This is a genomic window from Pseudomonas sp. NPDC079367 (assembly GCF_044542195.1).
Lineage (GTDB): Bacteria > Pseudomonadota > Gammaproteobacteria > Pseudomonadales > Pseudomonadaceae > Aquipseudomonas.
On the sequence record NZ_JBITTW010000003.1, the window covers coordinates 71,367 to 88,545 of the forward strand.

Annotated in this window: 15 protein-coding genes, 1 pseudogene and 1 riboswitch; of the genes and pseudogenes, 5 read left to right on the forward strand and 11 right to left on the reverse strand. The window is 61.5% G+C overall.

Annotated elements, in window-relative coordinates:
- Window positions 1-236 precede the first annotated feature (236 nt).
- Window positions 237-1,025, reverse strand: a complete 789-nt coding sequence (locus ACIGDJ_RS06505) for a helix-turn-helix domain-containing protein (RefSeq protein ID WP_101155111.1) — start codon at window positions 1,023-1,025, stop codon at window positions 237-239.
- Window positions 1,026-1,107: 82 nt separating this feature from the next.
- Here ACIGDJ_RS06505 and ACIGDJ_RS06510 point away from each other — a divergent pair, with 82 nt between their 5' ends.
- A complete protein-coding gene (locus ACIGDJ_RS06510; protein WP_101155109.1) occupies window positions 1,108-2,106 on the forward strand; it encodes a bile acid:sodium symporter family protein in 999 nt (332 codons plus the stop codon).
- Between the two features lie 6 nt (window positions 2,107-2,112).
- Here the strand turns inward: ACIGDJ_RS06510 and ACIGDJ_RS06515 are convergent, their stop codons facing one another.
- Window positions 2,113-2,709 (reverse strand): response regulator transcription factor, encoded by a 597-nt coding sequence (locus ACIGDJ_RS06515; protein ID WP_101155107.1) that lies wholly within the window; start codon window positions 2,707-2,709, stop codon window positions 2,113-2,115.
- Window positions 2,710-2,822: 113 nt separating this feature from the next.
- On the opposite strand from ACIGDJ_RS06515, the gene ACIGDJ_RS06520 reads away from it, so the two are divergent.
- Complete coding sequence (locus ACIGDJ_RS06520; RefSeq protein ID WP_397478518.1) at window positions 2,823-4,454, forward strand: hybrid sensor histidine kinase/response regulator; 1,632 nt, start codon at window positions 2,823-2,825, stop codon at window positions 4,452-4,454.
- Window positions 4,455-4,487: 33 nt separating this feature from the next.
- Here the strand turns inward: ACIGDJ_RS06520 and ACIGDJ_RS06525 are convergent, their stop codons facing one another.
- Window positions 4,488-5,660, reverse strand: coding sequence for a cystathionine gamma-synthase (locus ACIGDJ_RS06525; protein WP_101155102.1), 1,173 nt, complete (start codon window positions 5,658-5,660; stop codon window positions 4,488-4,490).
- Complete coding sequence (locus ACIGDJ_RS06530) at window positions 5,657-7,033, reverse strand: pyridoxal-phosphate dependent enzyme (RefSeq protein WP_397478517.1); 1,377 nt, start codon at window positions 7,031-7,033, stop codon at window positions 5,657-5,659. The genes ACIGDJ_RS06525 and ACIGDJ_RS06530 overlap by 4 nt, the downstream gene beginning before the upstream one ends.
- Before the next feature lie 365 nt (window positions 7,034-7,398).
- On the opposite strand from ACIGDJ_RS06530, the pseudogene ACIGDJ_RS06535 reads away from it, so the two are divergent.
- A pseudogene (locus ACIGDJ_RS06535) lies at window positions 7,399-8,511 on the forward strand (5-methyltetrahydropteroyltriglutamate--homocysteine S-methyltransferase); the annotation flags it as partial.
- A 199-nt stretch (window positions 8,512-8,710) separates the two neighbouring features.
- Here the strand turns inward: ACIGDJ_RS06535 and ACIGDJ_RS06540 are convergent.
- The 3 genes from ACIGDJ_RS06540 to ACIGDJ_RS06550 are packed head-to-tail and all read right to left on the reverse strand — an operon-like array spanning window position 8,711 to window position 11,498.
- Window positions 8,711-9,475, reverse strand: coding sequence for an ABC transporter ATP-binding protein (locus ACIGDJ_RS06540; protein WP_397478516.1), 765 nt, complete (start codon window positions 9,473-9,475; stop codon window positions 8,711-8,713).
- A complete protein-coding gene (locus tag ACIGDJ_RS06545) occupies window positions 9,472-10,488 on the reverse strand; it encodes a FecCD family ABC transporter permease (RefSeq protein WP_397478515.1) in 1,017 nt (338 codons plus the stop codon). Before ACIGDJ_RS06545 ends, ACIGDJ_RS06540 begins: the two co-directional genes overlap by 4 nt.
- On the reverse strand, window positions 10,485-11,498 hold the full coding sequence (locus tag ACIGDJ_RS06550; RefSeq protein ID WP_397478514.1) for an ABC transporter substrate-binding protein: 1,014 nt from the start codon (window positions 11,496-11,498) through the stop codon (window positions 10,485-10,487). The genes ACIGDJ_RS06545 and ACIGDJ_RS06550 overlap by 4 nt, the downstream gene beginning before the upstream one ends.
- Before the next feature lie 139 nt (window positions 11,499-11,637).
- Window positions 11,638-11,832, reverse strand: a riboswitch (cobalamin riboswitch).
- A 138-nt stretch (window positions 11,833-11,970) separates the two neighbouring features.
- Here ACIGDJ_RS06550 and ACIGDJ_RS06555 point away from each other — a divergent pair.
- Window positions 11,971-12,198: a ParD-like family protein gene (locus ACIGDJ_RS06555; RefSeq protein ID WP_007918027.1), complete on the forward strand. Its 228-nt coding sequence runs from the start codon at window positions 11,971-11,973 to the stop codon at window positions 12,196-12,198.
- The gene (map, locus tag ACIGDJ_RS06560; RefSeq protein WP_397478513.1) at window positions 12,195-12,986 is read left to right on the forward strand and encodes a type I methionyl aminopeptidase; all 792 of its coding nucleotides are present in this window, start codon (window positions 12,195-12,197) and stop codon (window positions 12,984-12,986) included. The genes ACIGDJ_RS06555 and map overlap by 4 nt, the downstream gene beginning before the upstream one ends.
- A gap of 131 nt (window positions 12,987-13,117) precedes the next feature.
- Here the strand turns inward: map and ACIGDJ_RS06565 are convergent, their stop codons facing one another.
- The 4 genes from ACIGDJ_RS06565 to ACIGDJ_RS06580 are packed head-to-tail and all read right to left on the reverse strand — an operon-like array spanning window position 13,118 to window position 17,036.
- Window positions 13,118-14,272: an ABC transporter ATP-binding protein gene (locus ACIGDJ_RS06565; RefSeq protein ID WP_313004899.1), complete on the reverse strand. Its 1,155-nt coding sequence runs from the start codon at window positions 14,270-14,272 to the stop codon at window positions 13,118-13,120.
- A 17-nt stretch (window positions 14,273-14,289) separates the two neighbouring features.
- Window positions 14,290-15,099, reverse strand: coding sequence for an ABC transporter permease (locus ACIGDJ_RS06570; RefSeq protein WP_007918021.1), 810 nt, complete (start codon window positions 15,097-15,099; stop codon window positions 14,290-14,292).
- Window positions 15,100-15,105: 6 nt separating this feature from the next.
- Window positions 15,106-16,014 (reverse strand): ABC transporter permease, encoded by a 909-nt coding sequence (locus ACIGDJ_RS06575; protein ID WP_101155089.1) that lies wholly within the window; start codon window positions 16,012-16,014, stop codon window positions 15,106-15,108.
- Complete coding sequence (locus tag ACIGDJ_RS06580) at window positions 16,011-17,036, reverse strand: ABC transporter substrate-binding protein (RefSeq protein WP_313004904.1); 1,026 nt, start codon at window positions 17,034-17,036, stop codon at window positions 16,011-16,013. The genes ACIGDJ_RS06575 and ACIGDJ_RS06580 overlap by 4 nt, the downstream gene beginning before the upstream one ends.
- Between the last annotated feature and the right edge of the window lie 143 nt (window positions 17,037-17,179).

The window sequence follows — 17,179 nt, forward strand, 5'->3', positions numbered from 1 at the left end:
TCTTTTGCAGCGTTATCACCGTTCCCGGCTCCGGCACAGAAACCTGTGGGAGCGGGCTTGCTCGCGAGTGTTGACTGACAGACTGCATTTGCGAGCAAGCCCGCTCCCACAGGGATCACCGTTGGCTGGGAGTTGTGTTCATGGCTTGATCAAGTCAGACGGGGCCATGCTAGCGACGGATTTGTGACTAAGAAAAATCGTTTATTTCTGACTGACAGTTCGGCAAAAACGAAGTGTCAGCGAAAAAACTCCCCCGGGGTCTCACCAAATTGCTGGCGAAACGCGGCGATAAACGCCGATGTCGAGTCGTAACCGCACGCCAGCGCGACATCGGTCACGCGCTCACCTTGTTCCAGCGGCGTCAGCGCACCCAGCAGGCGCAGGCGCTGGCGCCAGGCGCGAAAGGTCAGGCCGGTGTCGCGCAGAAACAGGCGCGTCAGGGTCTTTTCGGTGACGCCGAACTGGTCGCTCCAGTGGCTCAGAGTGGTCTGCTGTTCCGGGTGTTGCTCCAGGCTCTGGCAGATCTGCTTCAGGCGAGCGTCTTGCGGCAGCGGCAGCATCAAGTCGATGGTCGGCGCGTCGGCCAGTTGATCGAGGATCACCTGAGCCAGGCGTCCGTCGGGGCCACCTTCGTCGTATTCCACCGGCACCTGACTGAAGGCGCGGATCAACTCCCTGAGCAAATCGCTGACGCCGAGCACATGGCAATGTTCGGCCGCCCAACCGGTGACGCTGCTGTCGATGTACAGGCTGCGCATTTCCGTGTGTGGCGCGCTGAAGACGCGGTGCGGTACACCGGCAGGAATCCATACCGCACGCTCCGGCGGCGCGACGAAGCGGCCGGCACTGGTCTGCACTTCGAGCACGCCCTGAATCGCATAGGACAACTGCACCCACGGATGACTGTGGCGGCGGGTGAGGGCGCGATTGGGCAGCGATTCGGTGCGTCCATACACGGGGCGCGGCAGGCTGGGCAGCCCGGGAACGCTGCGACGGACGCTTTTGGCATGTCCTTTAGGCGGCATCTTGCGGCTCTTCGGCGTTAGTCGGTAATTGCCAGTCACGTTAGAGTCGTCGGCACGCACTGGCAACCCCCGGATGAATCTCATGACGCGCCCACGTTTTTTGCCCGATAACTTCACGCTGACGTTGATCGGCGTTGTCCTTCTGGCCAGCTTTCTGCCTGCCAGCGGCCAGGTCGCGGTCGGCTTCGGCTGGCTGACCAATATCGCCATCGCCCTGCTGTTTTTCCTGCACGGTGCCAAGCTGTCCCGCGAATCGATCATCGCCGGCGCCGGCCATTGGCGTTTGCATCTGCTGGTGTTTGGCCTGACCTTCGTACTGTTTCCGATTCTCGGCTTGGCGTTGAAACCGTTGTTGTCACCGCTGATCGGCGATCAGTTGTACATGGGCATGCTTTACCTGTGCGCATTGCCGGCCACCGTGCAGTCTGCCATCGCTTTCACTTCGCTGGCGCGAGGCAATATTCCGGCGGCGATCTGCAGTGCGGCGGCGTCCAGCCTGTTCGGGATTTTCCTCACTCCCTTGCTGGTGACGCTGCTGCTCAACGTTCATGGCGACGGCGGCTCGACCCTCGATGCGATCGTGAAAATCAGCGTGCAATTGCTGCTGCCGTTCATTGCCGGGCAGATCGCTCGACGCTGGATCGGCGCGTGGGTAGGGCGCAACAAAAACTGGCTGAAATTCGTTGATCAGGGGTCGATCCTGCTGGTGGTTTACGGCGCGTTCAGCGAAGCGGTCAACGAAGGCATCTGGCAGCAGATTCCGCTGTTCGAGTTGCTTGGCCTAGTGGTGGTCTGCTGCATCCTCCTGACGCTGGTTCTGGTGGCATCGACTTTGTTGAGCAAAGCGTTCGGCTTCAATCAGGAAGACCGCATCACCATTCTGTTCTGCGGCTCGAAAAAGAGCCTGGCCACTGGCGTGCCGATGGCTCAGGTGCTGTTTGCCGGCAGCACCATCGGCGTGCTGATCTTGCCGCTGATGTTGTTCCACCAGATTCAACTGATGGTCTGCGCGGTGCTGGCGCAGCGTTATGCGAAACGGCCGGAGTCGGTGCCGGATCTGATGGCGCAGGTTGACCCGTAAAGCGCTTCACAACCCCGAGTACTTGACCGCCGCCGCCGCCCGCGTCGGTACGTCCAGTGTGCGCAACAACGACGACACATGGATACGCACCGTGAACGGCGAAATATCCAGTTCACGGGCGATTTCCTTGTTGGTCTTGCCTTGCGCGATCAAGCGCAGCACATCCTGCTGACGCGGCGTCAGCGCCGTCGCAGTTTCCAGCGGCAACAAGCCGGACGGCGCCGATTTCACCAACACTTCACCCTCACGGATCGCCAGAATCGCCTGGCCGATTTCCTCCGGCGCAATGTTCTTGCCGATAAAACCATCAACCCCTGCTGCCATGACTTCACTGATCAACGCTTGGTCGTCGACCATCGACACCACAATCAGCGTGGTGCGCGGTAATCGTTGGCGCAGGTCGGCGAGCTGGGTGATGCAGGTCAGCCCGGGAAAACGCAGATCGAGCATCAGTGTGTCCGGCTCGCTGCCCAGCAGTGCGGTGACAGCGTCGAGGTCTCCCGCCTCCTCGATGGTCGCCTCGGGAAGTAACCGCTGCACAGTGCGCAGCATCGCCTCGCGAAACAGTGGGTGATCGTCGGCTATGATGATCCGGCATGCCATGGCGCGACCCTCCCTGGGTCAAGCGTTAATCAAGGCCGGCACCTTAGCATCGGACGCGAAGGCTGCCTGTAGGCTGCTTCCGAAACTGACGAACGCTGCACAAGGACGTTTACATGAAATTCGAGAAAAACACCGAACTCGACCAGGCCAATCTGCGCATCATCATCGCTGCCATCGCGGTGGTTTACATGGTCGTGCTGGTTTTTCTGCCGGGTCATCGGCTGGAGACCTACCTGCCGGTCATTACCTACATCAGTCTGTTTCTGCTGGCTTCCATCGTGTTCCGTCAGGCCATTGCGCGCTGGCCCGGGCATTATCCGGCGCGGCGGATTTTTGCCATGCTTCACGATTACACCGGCACCTGTTTCGGTCTGGTGATCGGCGGTGAGGCGGCGCTGCCGCTGTATGCGGTCATGGTCTGGGTCAATCTTGGCAACGGCATGCGCTACGGCTCGCGCTATCTGGCGATTGCCACCGGCCTGGCGCTGGCGGCGCTGCTGGTGGTCTATCGCCTGACGCCGTATTGGCAGGCGCAGCCGTTCATGGTGCTGATGCTGCTGATCACCAGCACGGTGATTCCGTTTTATGCGCACTTGCTGTTGGAGCGTACGCGCAAGGCCTCCGAAGAAGCACTGGCGGCTAACCTTGAAAAGTCCCGGTTTCTGGCACAGGCCAGTCACGATTTGCGTCAGCCGATTCATTCCATAGGACTGTTTACCGCGTGTCTGCGCGAGTCGCGCCTGGGCGCTGACGAGCGGCGGCTGGTCGATAACATCGACCGTTCTCTGCTCAACGTCTCGCAGTTGTTCCGCTCGATTCTCGACCTCTACACCCTCGATAACGGTCGGGTCGAAGCGAAAATGCAGACGCTGGACCTCGGTGAATGGCTCGCGGACATCGTCCGGCAACACGAGGAAGCGGCGCGTTGGGCAGGCGTCGAGCTGCGGCTGCGACCGTGCAAGCACTGGGTCAGAACTGATCCGGCGTTGCTGGCGACCATGGTGCAAAACGTGCTTTCCAACTGTTTCAAATACGGCGCACAGCGGCCGGTATTGCTCGGCGTGCGTAAACGCGGGGCAGGGCTGGCCATCGTCATTTATGACTGCGGCAACGGCATTGCCGAAGAGCATCAGCACAAGGTTTTCGAGGAGTTTTATCGGGTGCGGCAGGTACGCGACAAAGACGTCGAGGGTGTCGGGCTGGGCCTGTCGATTATCAAGCGTCTGGGTGAACTGATCGATGTGGACGTTGCTCTGCGCTCGCGGGTAGGGTGCGGCACGGCGGTGACCCTTGGCGGTTTGCCAATCGTAGCGGCGCCGCAGTCACGGGTTGTCCGCAGTGAAGCGCGACAAGTGGGTTTGTTGACGGGGCTGAAGGTGTGTCTGGTGGAGGATGATCGCAACGTGCTGCTGGCAACTTCGGCGTTGCTTGAGCGCTGGGGCTGCGTGGTTCAGGCCGAGTGCTCGGCTGAGGATTTGGTGACTGACTGCGACATCATCGTCGCCGACTATGACCTCGGCACCCACGCCACTGGCATCGAATGCATTGATGAGATGCGCAGGCAGCGCGGCTGGGCAGTGCCGGCGATGATCATCAGCGGCCACGACGTCGAAAGGATTCAGGCAGCATTGCACGATCGACAGATTGCTATTCTGTCGAAACCGGTGCACCCGGCCGAGTTGCGCGCGACGTTGCGCGGGCTGCGCGATCGACAAGGCGAATCCGCCGAAAACGTTCTGACGTAAAGTCCGATCTTCAGGCTTTACGTCAGTGCAGTGCTAGATGTTCGCCAGTGCCCTGGCGAGGTCGGCACGCAGGTCTTCGACGTCTTCAACGCCTACCGACAGCCGCACCAGCCCATCGCCGATCCCGAGTTTTGCGCGGGTTTCGGCCGGGATGGTCGCGTGGGTCATGATTGCCGGATGCTCGATCAGACTTTCCACACCACCCAGACTTTCCGCCAGGGCGAAGATCTGCACGTTCTCCAGAAAGCGCCGTGCGCCGGCCAGGTCACTGTTCAGATCGACGGAAATCATCCCGCCGAAACCACGCATCTGCCGCTTGGCCAGTTCATGCTGCGGATGCGAAGCCAGCCCCGGGTAATAAACGCGCTTGACCTGCGGTTGCTGCTCGAGCCACTGCGCCAGGTCCAGGGCGTTGCTGCAATGTCGCTCCATGCGCAGCGCCAGGGTTTTCACCCCGCGCAGGGTGAGGAACGCATCGAATGGCCCGGAAATCGCGCCGACGGCGTTTTGCAGAAAACCGAGTTTTTCCGCCAACTCGGCGTTCTGCCCGACCACGGCAATGCCACCGATCACGTCGGAGTGGCCGTTCAGATATTTGGTGGTCGAGTGCAGAACGATGTCGAAACCCAGCTCCAGCGGGCGCTGGATATACGGGCTGGCGAACGTGTTGTCGGCCACGCAGATGATCCCGCGAGCGCGGCAGATGCGCGCAATCGCGGCCAGATCCGACAGGCTCAGCAGCGGGTTGGTCGGGGTCTCGACCATGACCATGCGCGTGTCGTCCTGCAGCGACGCTTCGAACGCCGACAGATCGGTCAGGTCGACGAAGCTGAAACGGTGCCCGGCACTGCGCTGACGAACCTTGTCGAACAGGCGGAAGGTACCGCCGTACAAGTCGTTGCCGGAAACGATATGCGAGCCGGCATCGAGCAGTTCCAGCACCGTGGAAATCGCCGCCAGACCCGAGGCGAAGGCGAACGCGCGGGTGCCACCTTCGAGGTCGGCGACGCAGCGTTCCAGGGCAAAACGCGTCGGGTTGTGCGAGCGGCCGTAGTCGAAACCCTTGTGCACACCGGGACTGTCTTGCAGGTAGGTGGAGTTGGCGTAGATCGGCGGCATCAGCGCGCCGGTGGTCGGGTCGGGCGCTTGTCCGGCGTGGATCACCCGGGTGGCGAAGCCTTGGGATTTAACGTCGTGCTGACTCATGCAAGGGATCTCCGTAATTGATTGAGCATGTCGGTGCGGGTGATCAGGCCATGGAAGCCGGAGGCGTCGGCGATGATGGCGACGAGGCCACGGCTGAGCACCGATTCCAGCTCGGCCAGGCTCGCGGCCGGGGCGAGGGTTTGCAGTTTGTCGGTCATCACGCTGGACACCGGCTGGCTGAAGCGCGCGGCATCTTCGTGCACGCCGAGAAGGATGTCGGACTCGTCGATCACGCCCACCAGTTGCTTGCCTTCGACCAACACCGGCAATTGCGAAACATCCGCCAGACGCATGCGCTGGAATGCGGTAAGCAGGGTGTCATCGGGGCCGACGCTGATCACCCGGCCGTCCTCGAAACGTCGGGCGATCAAGTCGCGCAGATCGCCGTAGCCCTTGCGTTGCAGCAGGCCCTGGTCGGTCATCCACTGGTCGTTGTAGACCTTCGAGAGGTAGCGCGTGCCGGTGTCGCAGACAAAACTGACCACCCGTTTCGGCTCGGTCTGTTCGCGGCAATAACGCAGCGCGGCAGCGAACAGGGTTCCGGTCGATGAGCCACGGAGGATGCCTTCGGCCTTGAGCAACTGGCGGGCGTGATCGAAGCTTTCTGCGTCGCTGATCGAGTAGGCGTGACGCACGCTGGAAAGGTCGGTGATCGATGGAATGAAATCTTCGCCAATGCCCTCGACGGCCCACGAACCGGGGGTTGGCAAGGTGCCGTCGCGACTATATTGCGCCATCACCGAACCGACCGGATCAGCGAGAACCATTTCCAGATTCGGCTGCACGCGCTTGAAGAAGCGACTCAACCCGGTCAGCGTGCCGGCCGATCCGACGCCGACAACGATGGCGTCCAGGTCATGTTCGGTCTGCGCCCAGATTTCCGGCGCGGTGCTGCATTCGTGGGCCAGCGGGTTGGCGGGATTATTGAACTGGTCGGCGAAAAACGCGCCGGGAATGTCCTTGGCCAAACGCGCGGCAACGTCCTGGTAATACTCGGGATGGCCCTTGCCGACGTCGGAGCGGGTGATATGCACTTCGGCGCCCATGGCCTTCAAGTGCAGGACTTTCTCGGTGGACATTTTGTCCGGCACCACCAGTACCACGCGATAGCCTTTGGCACGGCCGACCAGCGCCAGGCCGAGACCGGTATTGCCGGCGGTGGCCTCGACGATCGTGCCGCCCGGTTGCAGGCGGCCGTCGCGTTCAGCCGCGTCGATCATCGCCAGACCGATACGATCCTTGATCGAGCCGCCGGGGTTCTGCGATTCGAGTTTGAGAAACAGCGTGCACGGTCCGGTATCGAAGCGGGTGACCTGAACCAGCGGAGTATTGCCTATCAGCCCAAGTACGGCAGGGCGTGATTCCTTCGACATTTCTTCACCTCTTTATGGTGTTGATCGCGTTCCAATCGCGGGTAAAAGACTCGCGTGCAACTTAGGCGCAGACATCTTCCCCTCGCAACCTTTAATCCTTCGCAAATCCAGCCATTTGGATCTAACCATAGAACGAAAACTGGCAAGTTGCCCTGAGGCGTTCTGATCGTTCCACGCTCCGCGTGGGAATGCAGTCGGGGATGTTCTGCATCCCTACGGTCTGAAGATCGCAGCCTTCGGCAGCTCCTACAGGGGTGTATGTGCATGAGTGGAACTTGTGATGATCTAGAATTTATTGAGTTTGTTTCATCAAGCTTCGTTTCCGACAATGGCCGCCATCGAATAAGCACCTGGAGTTGTTTGTCATGGCACTGGCCCATTCCCTTGGATTTCCGCGCATCGGTCGCGACCGTGAACTGAAGAAAGCGCAAGAGGCGTTCTGGAAGGGAGAACTGAATGAGGCGGGCCTGCGTGACGTCGGGCGTGAGCTGCGCAAGGTCCATTGGGACTTGCAGAAGAACGCCGGCATCGATTTGTTGCCGGTCGGCGACTTCGCCTGGTATGACCAAGTGCTGAGCCACTCGCTGATGTTCGGCGTGATCCCCGAGCGCTTCCGCCCGCATGACGGCAAAGCCACGCTGCAAACCCTGTTCAGCATGGCCCGAGGCGTCAGCAATGCTTGCTGCAGCGACGGCCAGGCTCAGGAAATGACCAAGTGGTTCGACACCAACTATCACTACCTCGTACCGGAATTCAGCGCCGATCAGCACTTCCAGCTGGGTTGGGAGCAGCTGTTTGAAGAAACCGAAGAGGCCCGCGCGCTGGGGCACAACGTCAAACCGGTGATCCTCGGCCCGTTGACCTATCTGTGGCTGGGCAAAACCAAAGACGCCGACTTCGACAAGCTCGATTTGCTCGATCGCCTGCTGCCGCTGTACGGACAGATCTTCGCGCGGCTGGCGGCATTGGGTGTGGAGTGGGTGCAGATCGATGAGCCGATTCTGGTCCTTGATCTGCCGCAGGACTGGAAGAATGCTTTCGAACGCGCCTACAACCAGATCCAGCGCGATCCGCTGAAAAAACTGCTCGCTACCTACTTCGGTGGTCTGGAAGAAAACCTCGGTCTGGCGGCGAACCTGCCGGTCGACGGCCTGCACATCGATCTGGTGCGCGCGCCGGATCAGTACCCGACCATTCTTGATCGCCTGCCAGCCTATAAAGTGCTGTCGCTGGGTGTGGTCAACGGTCGTAACGTCTGGCGCTGCGATCTGCAAAACGCATTGGCGACGCTGCGTCACGCTCATGAGCGTCTGGGTGATCGTTTGTGGGTGGCGCCGTCCTGCTCGTTGCTGCACAGTCCGGTCGATCCAGGCCGAGAAGACCAGTTAGATGCCGAAATGAAAAGCTGGCTGGCGTTCGCCCGACAAAAGTATGAAGAGGTGGCTGTGCTCGCCCAAACGGTCAGCGAGCCGCAAGCGCTGCGCGCGTAGCCCTTCGTCGGAGCGGGCTTGCTCGCGAAAGCGGAGTCTCAGCCACCTATAAATTGCCCGACCAACCGCCTTCGAGAGCAAGCCCACTCCCACCAGATTTCGCGCTACACCCGCCATACCCGGCAACCCACAAATCCACTGTGGGAGCGGGCTTGCTCGTGAAGGCGGTCCGTCAGCTACACATGCGTCAGGTAAGAAAACGCAATATCTGCGCCCCATCGAACGGGTCGGTCAGGTAGTGCGCCCTGACCCCGAAAGTCGTCTGTAAACGCTCCGGCGTCAGCACTTGCAACGGCTCACCCAATGCCACGAGACGGCCGCGTTCCAGCACCGCCAGACGATCGCACTTGAGCGCCTGATTGAGGTCGTGCAGGGCGATCAGCGTCGTCACCGGCAGCGCACGCACCACTTGCAGAATGCTCAACTGATGCTGGATGTCGAGGTGGTTGGCCGGCTCGTCGAGCAGCAGGATCTGCGGGCGCTGGGCCAGTGCGCGGGCGATGTGCACGCGTTGGCGTTCGCCGCCGGAGAGGCTGCGCCAGAGGCGGTTGCGCAGGTGCACGGCGTCGACGTCAACCAACGCTTGCCCGACGATGGCGTCATCGGCCGGCGACCACGGTTGCAGCGCCGACAACCATGGCGTGCGCCCCAGCGCCGCCGCGTCGAACACGCGGATGCCATCGTCGGTATCGGCCTGTTGCTCAACCACCGCGAGCGTCTGCGCGATGCTGCGCCGTGACATCTTGCCCAGCGCCTGACCGCCGAGCTGCACATGGCCCGCGCTCGGTTCGCGCAGGCCGGCGAGCAGTTTCAGCAGCGTGGATTTACCCGAACCGTTCGGCCCGACAATACCCAGTGTCTCGCCGCGCTGAACGTCGAGGCTGACACCGTTGAGCAACTCGGCGCTGCGCACTTTGAAGCCCACACCCGCACAACTCAGAACCGTGTTCATCGCGCCGATCTCCGACCCACCAGAATCAGGGCGAACACCGGCGCGCCAACCAGCGCGGTGATCACGCCGACCGGAATCACCTGACCCTTGATCAGGGTGCGTGACAGCACATCGGCGGCGATCAGAAACACCGCGCCGCCCAGTGCGCTGGCGGGCAGCAGACGCGCATGGCCGGTACCGAGCAACAACCGTGCGGCGTGGGGAATCACCAGGCCGACAAAACCGATCGAGCCGACAATCGACACCATCACCGCCGTCACCAGCGCGGCGCAGCCGATCAGCAGAATCTGCACGCGACGCACGGCAATGCCCAGAGACGCTGCCGAATCCGCGCCAAAGGTAAACGCATCCAGCGCACGCCGATGCCACAGGCACACCACCAACCCCAACAGCGCTACCGGCACCGCCAGCCACACCGACGGCCAGCGTACGCCGCCGAGATTGCCCAGCAGCCAGAACATGATCCCGCGCGCTTGCTCCGAGCTTGCTGAGCGGGTAATCAGAAACGCCGTGAGGGCGTTGAACAACTGCGACCCGGCGATGCCGGCCAGGATGATCTGCCCGGTGCCGCTGGCCGAGCCGCTGACCCGTGCCAACAGGATCACCAGCACGAATGCCGTCACCGCACCGGCAAAGGCACCGACCGACAATGAAATAGCCCCGGCGCCGACGCCAAGCAGGGCGACCATCACCGCGCCGGTCGAGGCGCCAGCGGAAATTCCCAGCAAATACGGATCGGCCAACGGATTGCGCAGCAACGACTGCAGGATCACCCCGCACGTGGCCAGGCCGGCACCGCAGGCCGCCGCGACCAAAGCGCGAGTCAGGCGATAATTCCAGACGATGCCTTCGTCGATCGGGTCGAGCACATGACCGGCGCCCCACAGTTTGTTGGCCAGCACCTGCAACACCACGCTTGGCTCGATCGAGGTCTCGCCAATGGCCACGCCGCCGATCAGCGCGACCGACAGCGTCAACAGGACCAGCAGCGACCGAATCAGGTGTCTGCTCATTGCGACAGGTCGTAGCCGTTGATGGCGCTGGCCAATTGTTCGAGGCCGTCGAAGGTGCGCAGGCTGGCCTGCATGGCCATGGCGTCGAGGACGATAATGCGGTTGTGCTTGACCGCGTCCATGTTGCGCGTCACCGGATCACGGCGCAGGAAGGCGAGTTTTTTCTGATAGTCGTCCGCCGGGAAACGTCGACGATCCATGCGCGCGATGACCAGAAACGTCGGGTTGGCCTTGGCGATGGTTTCCCAGCCAACGGTCGGCCATTCTTCATCCGACTCGACGACGTTGCGCACGCCGAGGGTGCTGAGCATGAAATCGGGAACGCCTTTGTGCCCGGCCACGAACGGCTCGATGTCCATCTCGGCGCTGGAGAACCACACCAGGGCGCTGACGTCTTTGCGCTGCTGTTTTTTCGCGGTGGCGATCGACCGCGCGAGGCTGGCCTTGAGCTGTTCATTGAGCTGTTCGCCACGCGCCTGCACATCGAAAATCGCCGCCAGTTGACTCACGCCTTTGTAGATGCTGTCGATGCGGAACGGCGCCAGCCGCGTGCCGTCGGAGCCGACGAGGTTGTCCTTGGCTTCGCAATCGGAGGGCAGCAGGTAGGTGGGAATCTTCAATTCATGGAACTGCTCGCGAGTGCCGACCGCGCCTTGCGGGCCGACCATCCATTCCAGCTCGACGGCAACCAGCTCCGGGCGTTTGGCGATCACCGCTTCGAAACTCGGCTCGTTGTCGGCGAGGCGCTCGATCCTGTCGTTCTGCGCTTTGTAGGTGCCCAGCACGTCGTTGAACCACAGTGAGGTGCCGACGACCTTGTCGCCCAGACCCAAGGCGTAGAGCATTTCGGTGCCGGCCTGGCCGATGGTCACTGTGCGAGTGGGTGCGTGTTGAAAGGTCAGGCTGCTGCCGCAGTTTTCGACGGTCAGCGGATACGCAGTCGGTGCCGCTTGAACCAGGGTGCAAAGGCTCAGACAGGTCAGCAGGGTGGCAACGCGGGTCAGCAGCATGGGGCAGTCTCCAGGGGAACCGTACGGGAGCGGGCGGGTACGGTTTGGAAACACACCTCGGGCGCGGTCGTGGAAACAGCGCAAGGCCGGCATTGTGAAAACACACACGGCACGATGTCCTTCCCGGACACCCCGCCGGTTAGTCAGTCACTGTGCCGGCAGGTCTCCTGACTGATGCGTCATCGCCGTGCTCCGGCCTTCCCGGGAATGACCCAGTGGCAGTCGAGGAGCAGGCTCGGCACCTACAGTTGCGGGGGCAGTTCCGATTGATGCTGTGCAAGCATTTCGGATTCCCTGTTAATTCCGTGTGGAAACCGGCGCGGGCATGGTAGTCGATCAGGGCGCTCAAGGGGAGCCGAATCTGCCTTCGGCAGCTCCTACAGGGGGCGCGTGCTTTCATTCCGGGTATTTGCAATCCTGGGCGAAGCTTGGCTAGTATACGATCCATATACATTTCGTATCGGAAACAGATATGGGCATCGTAAAAATTTCAGAGGACATGCACGAAAATCTGCGCATCTCCAGCAACGCCCTCAGCCGCTCGATCAACGCGCAGGCCGAGCACTGGATGCGCATCGGCATGCTCGCCGAGCTGCACCCCAACCTCGACCACAGCGCCATTTGCCGCCTGCTGATCCGCGCCGAACAGAACGGCGGCCTGGATTTGCAACAACTGACTCAGGAAGCCGTCAGCGCATGAGAAACCAGATCAAAATCAACACGCCTGCCGACATTGAAAAATCCCGCGCCGCCGGCAAACTCGCCGCCGAAGTGCTGGCGATGCTGGTGCCGCATGTGAAGGCCGGGGTGAGCACCGATGAGCTGGATCGGCTGTGCAACGACTACATCGTCAATGTGCAGAAAGCCGTGCCTGCCAACGTCGGTTATCACGGCTTTCCGAAAACCGTCTGTGCGTCGGTCAATGACGTGGTGTGCCACGGGATTCCGTCGGGCACCCCATTGAAGGACGGCGACATCGTCAACCTCGATATCGCCGTGATCAAGGATGGCTGGTTCGGTGATACCAGCCGTATGTACGTCGTCGGTGAGGCGACTCCTGAAGCGCAGCACCTGATCAAGACCACCTACGAAGCCATGTGTGCGGGCATTCGCGCAGTGAAACCGGGCGCAACGCTGGGCGATATCGGTCATGCGATCCAGAGCCTGGCGGAGGCGGAGGGCTTCAGCGTCGTGCGTGAATACTGCGGCCACGGCATCGGCAAGGTTTATCACGATGAACCGCAGATCCTGCATTACGGCTTTCCCAATCAGGGGCTCAAGCTCGAGGCCGGGATGATTTTTACCGTGGAGCCGATGCTCAATGCCGGCAAGCGCCATGTGAAGAACATGCCGGATGGCTGGACCGTGCTGACCAAGGATGGCTCGTTGTCGGCGCAGTGGGAGCATATGGTCGCGGTGACCGAGACCGGGTTTGAAGTGCTGACGGCTTGGCCGGATGAGGTCGAAGGCTTTATCCCGATTGTCTGAGCACCACAAAACCTTGTGGGAGCGGGCTTGCTCGCGAATGCGGTGGGTCATTCAACCTTGATGGTGACTGACACGACCTATTCGCGAGCAAGCCCGATCCCACAGTTGAAACGCAATTTCATGTAGAAGCTTCAGTGGGCACCGGCAGCCTTGTTCAAGTCGCTTTCGGCCCACTCGGTATAAACGCAAGCATCCGCCGTCGCCCAGCGCACCCGCACCGGATCGCCGGCCTTGAGCGGCATGCCCGCCGCCGACAGTGCTTTGACCGTCATCGACGTCCCGCCCGCAGTCACCACGCTGCACGTCTGGCTCTCACCCAGAAACAGCACTTCCACAACATTCGCCGACACCTCATTCCAGCCCGCCGCGAGCGGCTCATCACTCGCTTGCTGCACACTCAGCGCCACAGCCTTTTCCGGCCGCACCATCAGCAGCACATCCTGATCAGTGTGCAACCCGGACGTCAGCCGAATCGACAATGACTGCCCCTCGAAACTCGCCGCCGCATTGCCCTGCGCCTTGAGTTTGAGGAAGTTCGAATTGCCGAGAAAGGATGCGACAAACGCATTCGGCGGATTCTGATAAAGGTCATAACCACTGCCCAGGCCCACGATCTTGCCGTGGCTGAAAATCGCGATGCGTTGCGACAGACGCATGGCTTCTTCCTGGTCGTGGGTCACGTAGACAATGGTGATGCCCAGGCGCCGGTGCAGCTGGCGCAGTTCATCCTGCAAATCCTCGCGCAGCTTCTTGTCCAGTGCGCCCAGCGGCTCGTCCATCAGCAGGATGCGTGGCTCGTAAACCAGCGCCCGGGCAATGGCGACACGTTGCTGCTGACCACCGGACAGTTGCGAGGGGCGGCGATGGGCGAACTGTTCGAGCTGCACCAGTTTGAGCATTGCATCGACGCGTTTTTCGCGCTCGGCCGCTGCCAGTTTGCGGATCGCCAAAGGGAAGGCGATGTTGTCGCGCACCGACAGATGCGGGAACAGCGAATAACGCTGGAAGACCATGCCGATGTCGCGCTTGTGCGGCGGCACGTTGACCAGCGATTGGCCGTTGACGAGGATCTCGCCGCTGCTCGGTGTTTCGAAGCCGGCGAGCATCGACAGCGTCGTACTTTTGCCCGAGCCGCTGGAGCCGAGGAAGGTCAGGAATTCGCCGTCCTTGATGTCCAGCGAGATGTTGTCAACGGCGGCAAAATCGCCGTAGTGCTTGTTCAGGTTGCGCAGGCTGACCAGGGGGTTGTCGTTCTGCTGGGATGCGTCTTTGATCACGGCACTCATGTCGTACTCCTGGGCGCTCAGGCGCTGATTTCATTGCGCCGGCGCAGGGCGGCGGCGATCACCATGACCAATACCGACAGGCCGATCAGCAGCGTCGAAGCGACGGCGATCACCGGGGTCAGGTCCTGGCGCAGAGTGGTCCACATTTTCACGGGAAGGGTTTGCAGAGTCGGGCTGGCCATCATCACGCTGAGCACCACTTCGTCCCACGAAACGAGGAAAGCGAAGAGGGCGCCGGCGACCATGCCCGGACGGATCGCCGGGAACGTCACCTTGAACACCGCTTGCAGGCGCGAGGCGCCGCAAATTACCGCTGCGTCTTCAATCGACTGATCGAACAGCTTCAACGAGTTGATGATCGAGATGATGGTGAACGGCAGCGCGACGATCACATGGCTGACCACGAAGGCAAACATCGTCCCGGTGTAGCCGAGCTTGAGGAACAGCGCATACACCGCCACGGCGATGATCACCAGCGGCACGATCATCGGCAGGGTGAACAGGCCGTAGAGCATCTCGCGGCCGGGGAAGCGCCCACGCACCAGCGCAAACGCGGTCGGCAGACCGAGAGCCACGGCGCAAATCGTGGTCAGTACGGCCACCTTGAGACTGGCGGCAGCGGCGTTCATCCAGTCGGGGTTGGAGAAGAACTGGCCGTACCATTTCAGCGTCCAGCCCGGTGGCGGGAACACCAGCCACTGGGAAGAGCCGAACGACAGCAGCACGATGAACACGATCGGCAACAGCAGAAACAGACCGATCAGCCCAGTCGTGGCGTAGAGGCCGAAACGCATGCGCCGGCTCATGGCATTGGGGGTCAGGAGCATGTCGGCTTACCTCGCGTTACTGGCGCCAACCGGGGATTCCGGTTGAAGCTTCAGGTAGAAGTAGAACAACACCAGGGTGATGGCGATCAGCAACGCGGCGCCGGCACTGGCCAGGCCCCAGTTGAGGAACGATTGCACCTGCTGAATGATGAATTCCGGCAGCATCATGTTCTGCGCCCCGCCGAGCAGCGCCGGGGTGACGTAGTAACCGAGCGACATCACGAACACCATCAACCCGCCGGAGGCCAGGCCCGGCCGGCACAGCGGCAGGAACACCCGGAAGAAGTTGGTCCACGGGCTCGCGCCACAGATCGAGCCGGCCTGCAGGATCATCGGGTCGATGGCCTGCATGGTCGCCTGCAACGGCAGCACGATGAACGGGATCATGATGTAGCTCATGCCGATCACCACGCCGGTGAGGTTGTGCACCATTTCCAGCGGCTGATCGATGATGCCCATGGCCATCAGCGCCTTGTTGATCACGCCCGAGGCTTGCAGCAACACCAGCCACGAATAGGTGCGGGCGAGCAGGCTGGTCCACATCGACAGCAGCACGATGTTCAGAATCCAGCGGCCCCAGCCGCGCGGTACCAGGGTGATCGCCCAGGCCAGCGGGAAGCCCAGCAACAGGCTGAACAGCGTCACCAGCCCGGCCACCGAAAAGGTATTGAGCAGCACTCGGGCATAGGCCGAGTTGGCGAACAGTTGTTCGTAGTTGCCAAGACCCGGCACCGGTTCCAGCACGCCGCGCAACAGCAGGCCAATCAGCGGCGCGAGAAAGAACAGGCCGAGGAACAGCAGCGCCGGGACGAGGTTGCCGGCGCCGCGCCAGCGCTGCTTGAAAGCCGAACCGGCAGCGCCGGCGGCGCTCCCGGTGGCAGCGGAGGGGCGGGGCGCAGTGGCCGCGATTTTCATTTGACCAGCCATTCGTTCCACCGTGTCGCGATAGCCGGACCGTTTTTGGCCCAGTAAGCGAAATCAAGGGTGATCTGATCCTTGGCGTACGCTGTTGGGAGGTTGGGCGCCAGCGTCGAATCCAGACGCTCGACACTGTCGAGGTTGACCGGGGCGTAGGCGGTCAGGTTGGAGAAATCGGCCTGGCCTTTGGCGCTGCTCGCGTTGGCGAGGAACTTCATCGCCGCATCCTTGTTTTTCGCGCCTTTGGGGATGACCAGAATGTCGGCCATGACCAGGTTCTGCTTCCAGCTCACGCCAACGGGTGCGCCGTCTTCCTGCAAAGCATGCACACGACCGTTCCAGAACTGGCCCATGCTCGCTTCGCCGGACGCCAGCAGTTGCTGCGACTGCGCGCCGCCGCCCCACCAGACGATGTCTTTCTTGATGGTGTCGAGTTTCTTGAAGGCGCGGTCCAGGTCCAGCGGGTAGAGCTTGTCAGCCGCAACGCCGTCGGCCAGCAGCGCCAGTTCGAGCACGCCGGGGCTTGGCCATTTGTACAGGGCGCGTTTGCCGGGGTAAGTCTTGGTGTCGAACAGCGCGCTCCAGTCCTGCGGCTTGTTGGCGCCGAGCTTGCCCTCGTTGTAACCGAGGACAAAGGAGAAGAAGAACGAGCCGACGCCGTGATCGTTGACGAAGCGCGGGTCGATCCTGTCGCGTTGAATGACTTTGAAGTCGAGGGGTTCGAGCAAGCCTTCAGCGGCGGCGCGCAGGGCGAAATCGGCTTCGACATCGACCACGTCCCACTGCACGTTGCCGCTCTCGACCATGGCTTTGAGTTTGCCGTAGTCGGTCGGCCCGTCCTGGACGACGGTGATGCCGCTGGCCTTGCTGAACGGATCGGCCCAGGCCTGTTTCTGCGCATCCTGGGTGCTACCGCCCCAGCTGACAAAATTCACGCTTTCGGCAGCCATTGCAGCCTGGCCGGTAACGCTGAGCAGACCTGCGAAAAAGATCGCAGTTGCAGCTTTGTTCAACACCATGTTCACGCCCTCATTGTTGTGTTTTTGAGCGGGCCTTGCGTTGTTGCCCGCCTGTCGGGAGCAGTAGCTGGACGATTGGTTGCAGCGTCCGGTCTATGGAATATCATATTATGGTATTCCAAACTTTGTGCAAGCACTTTGCC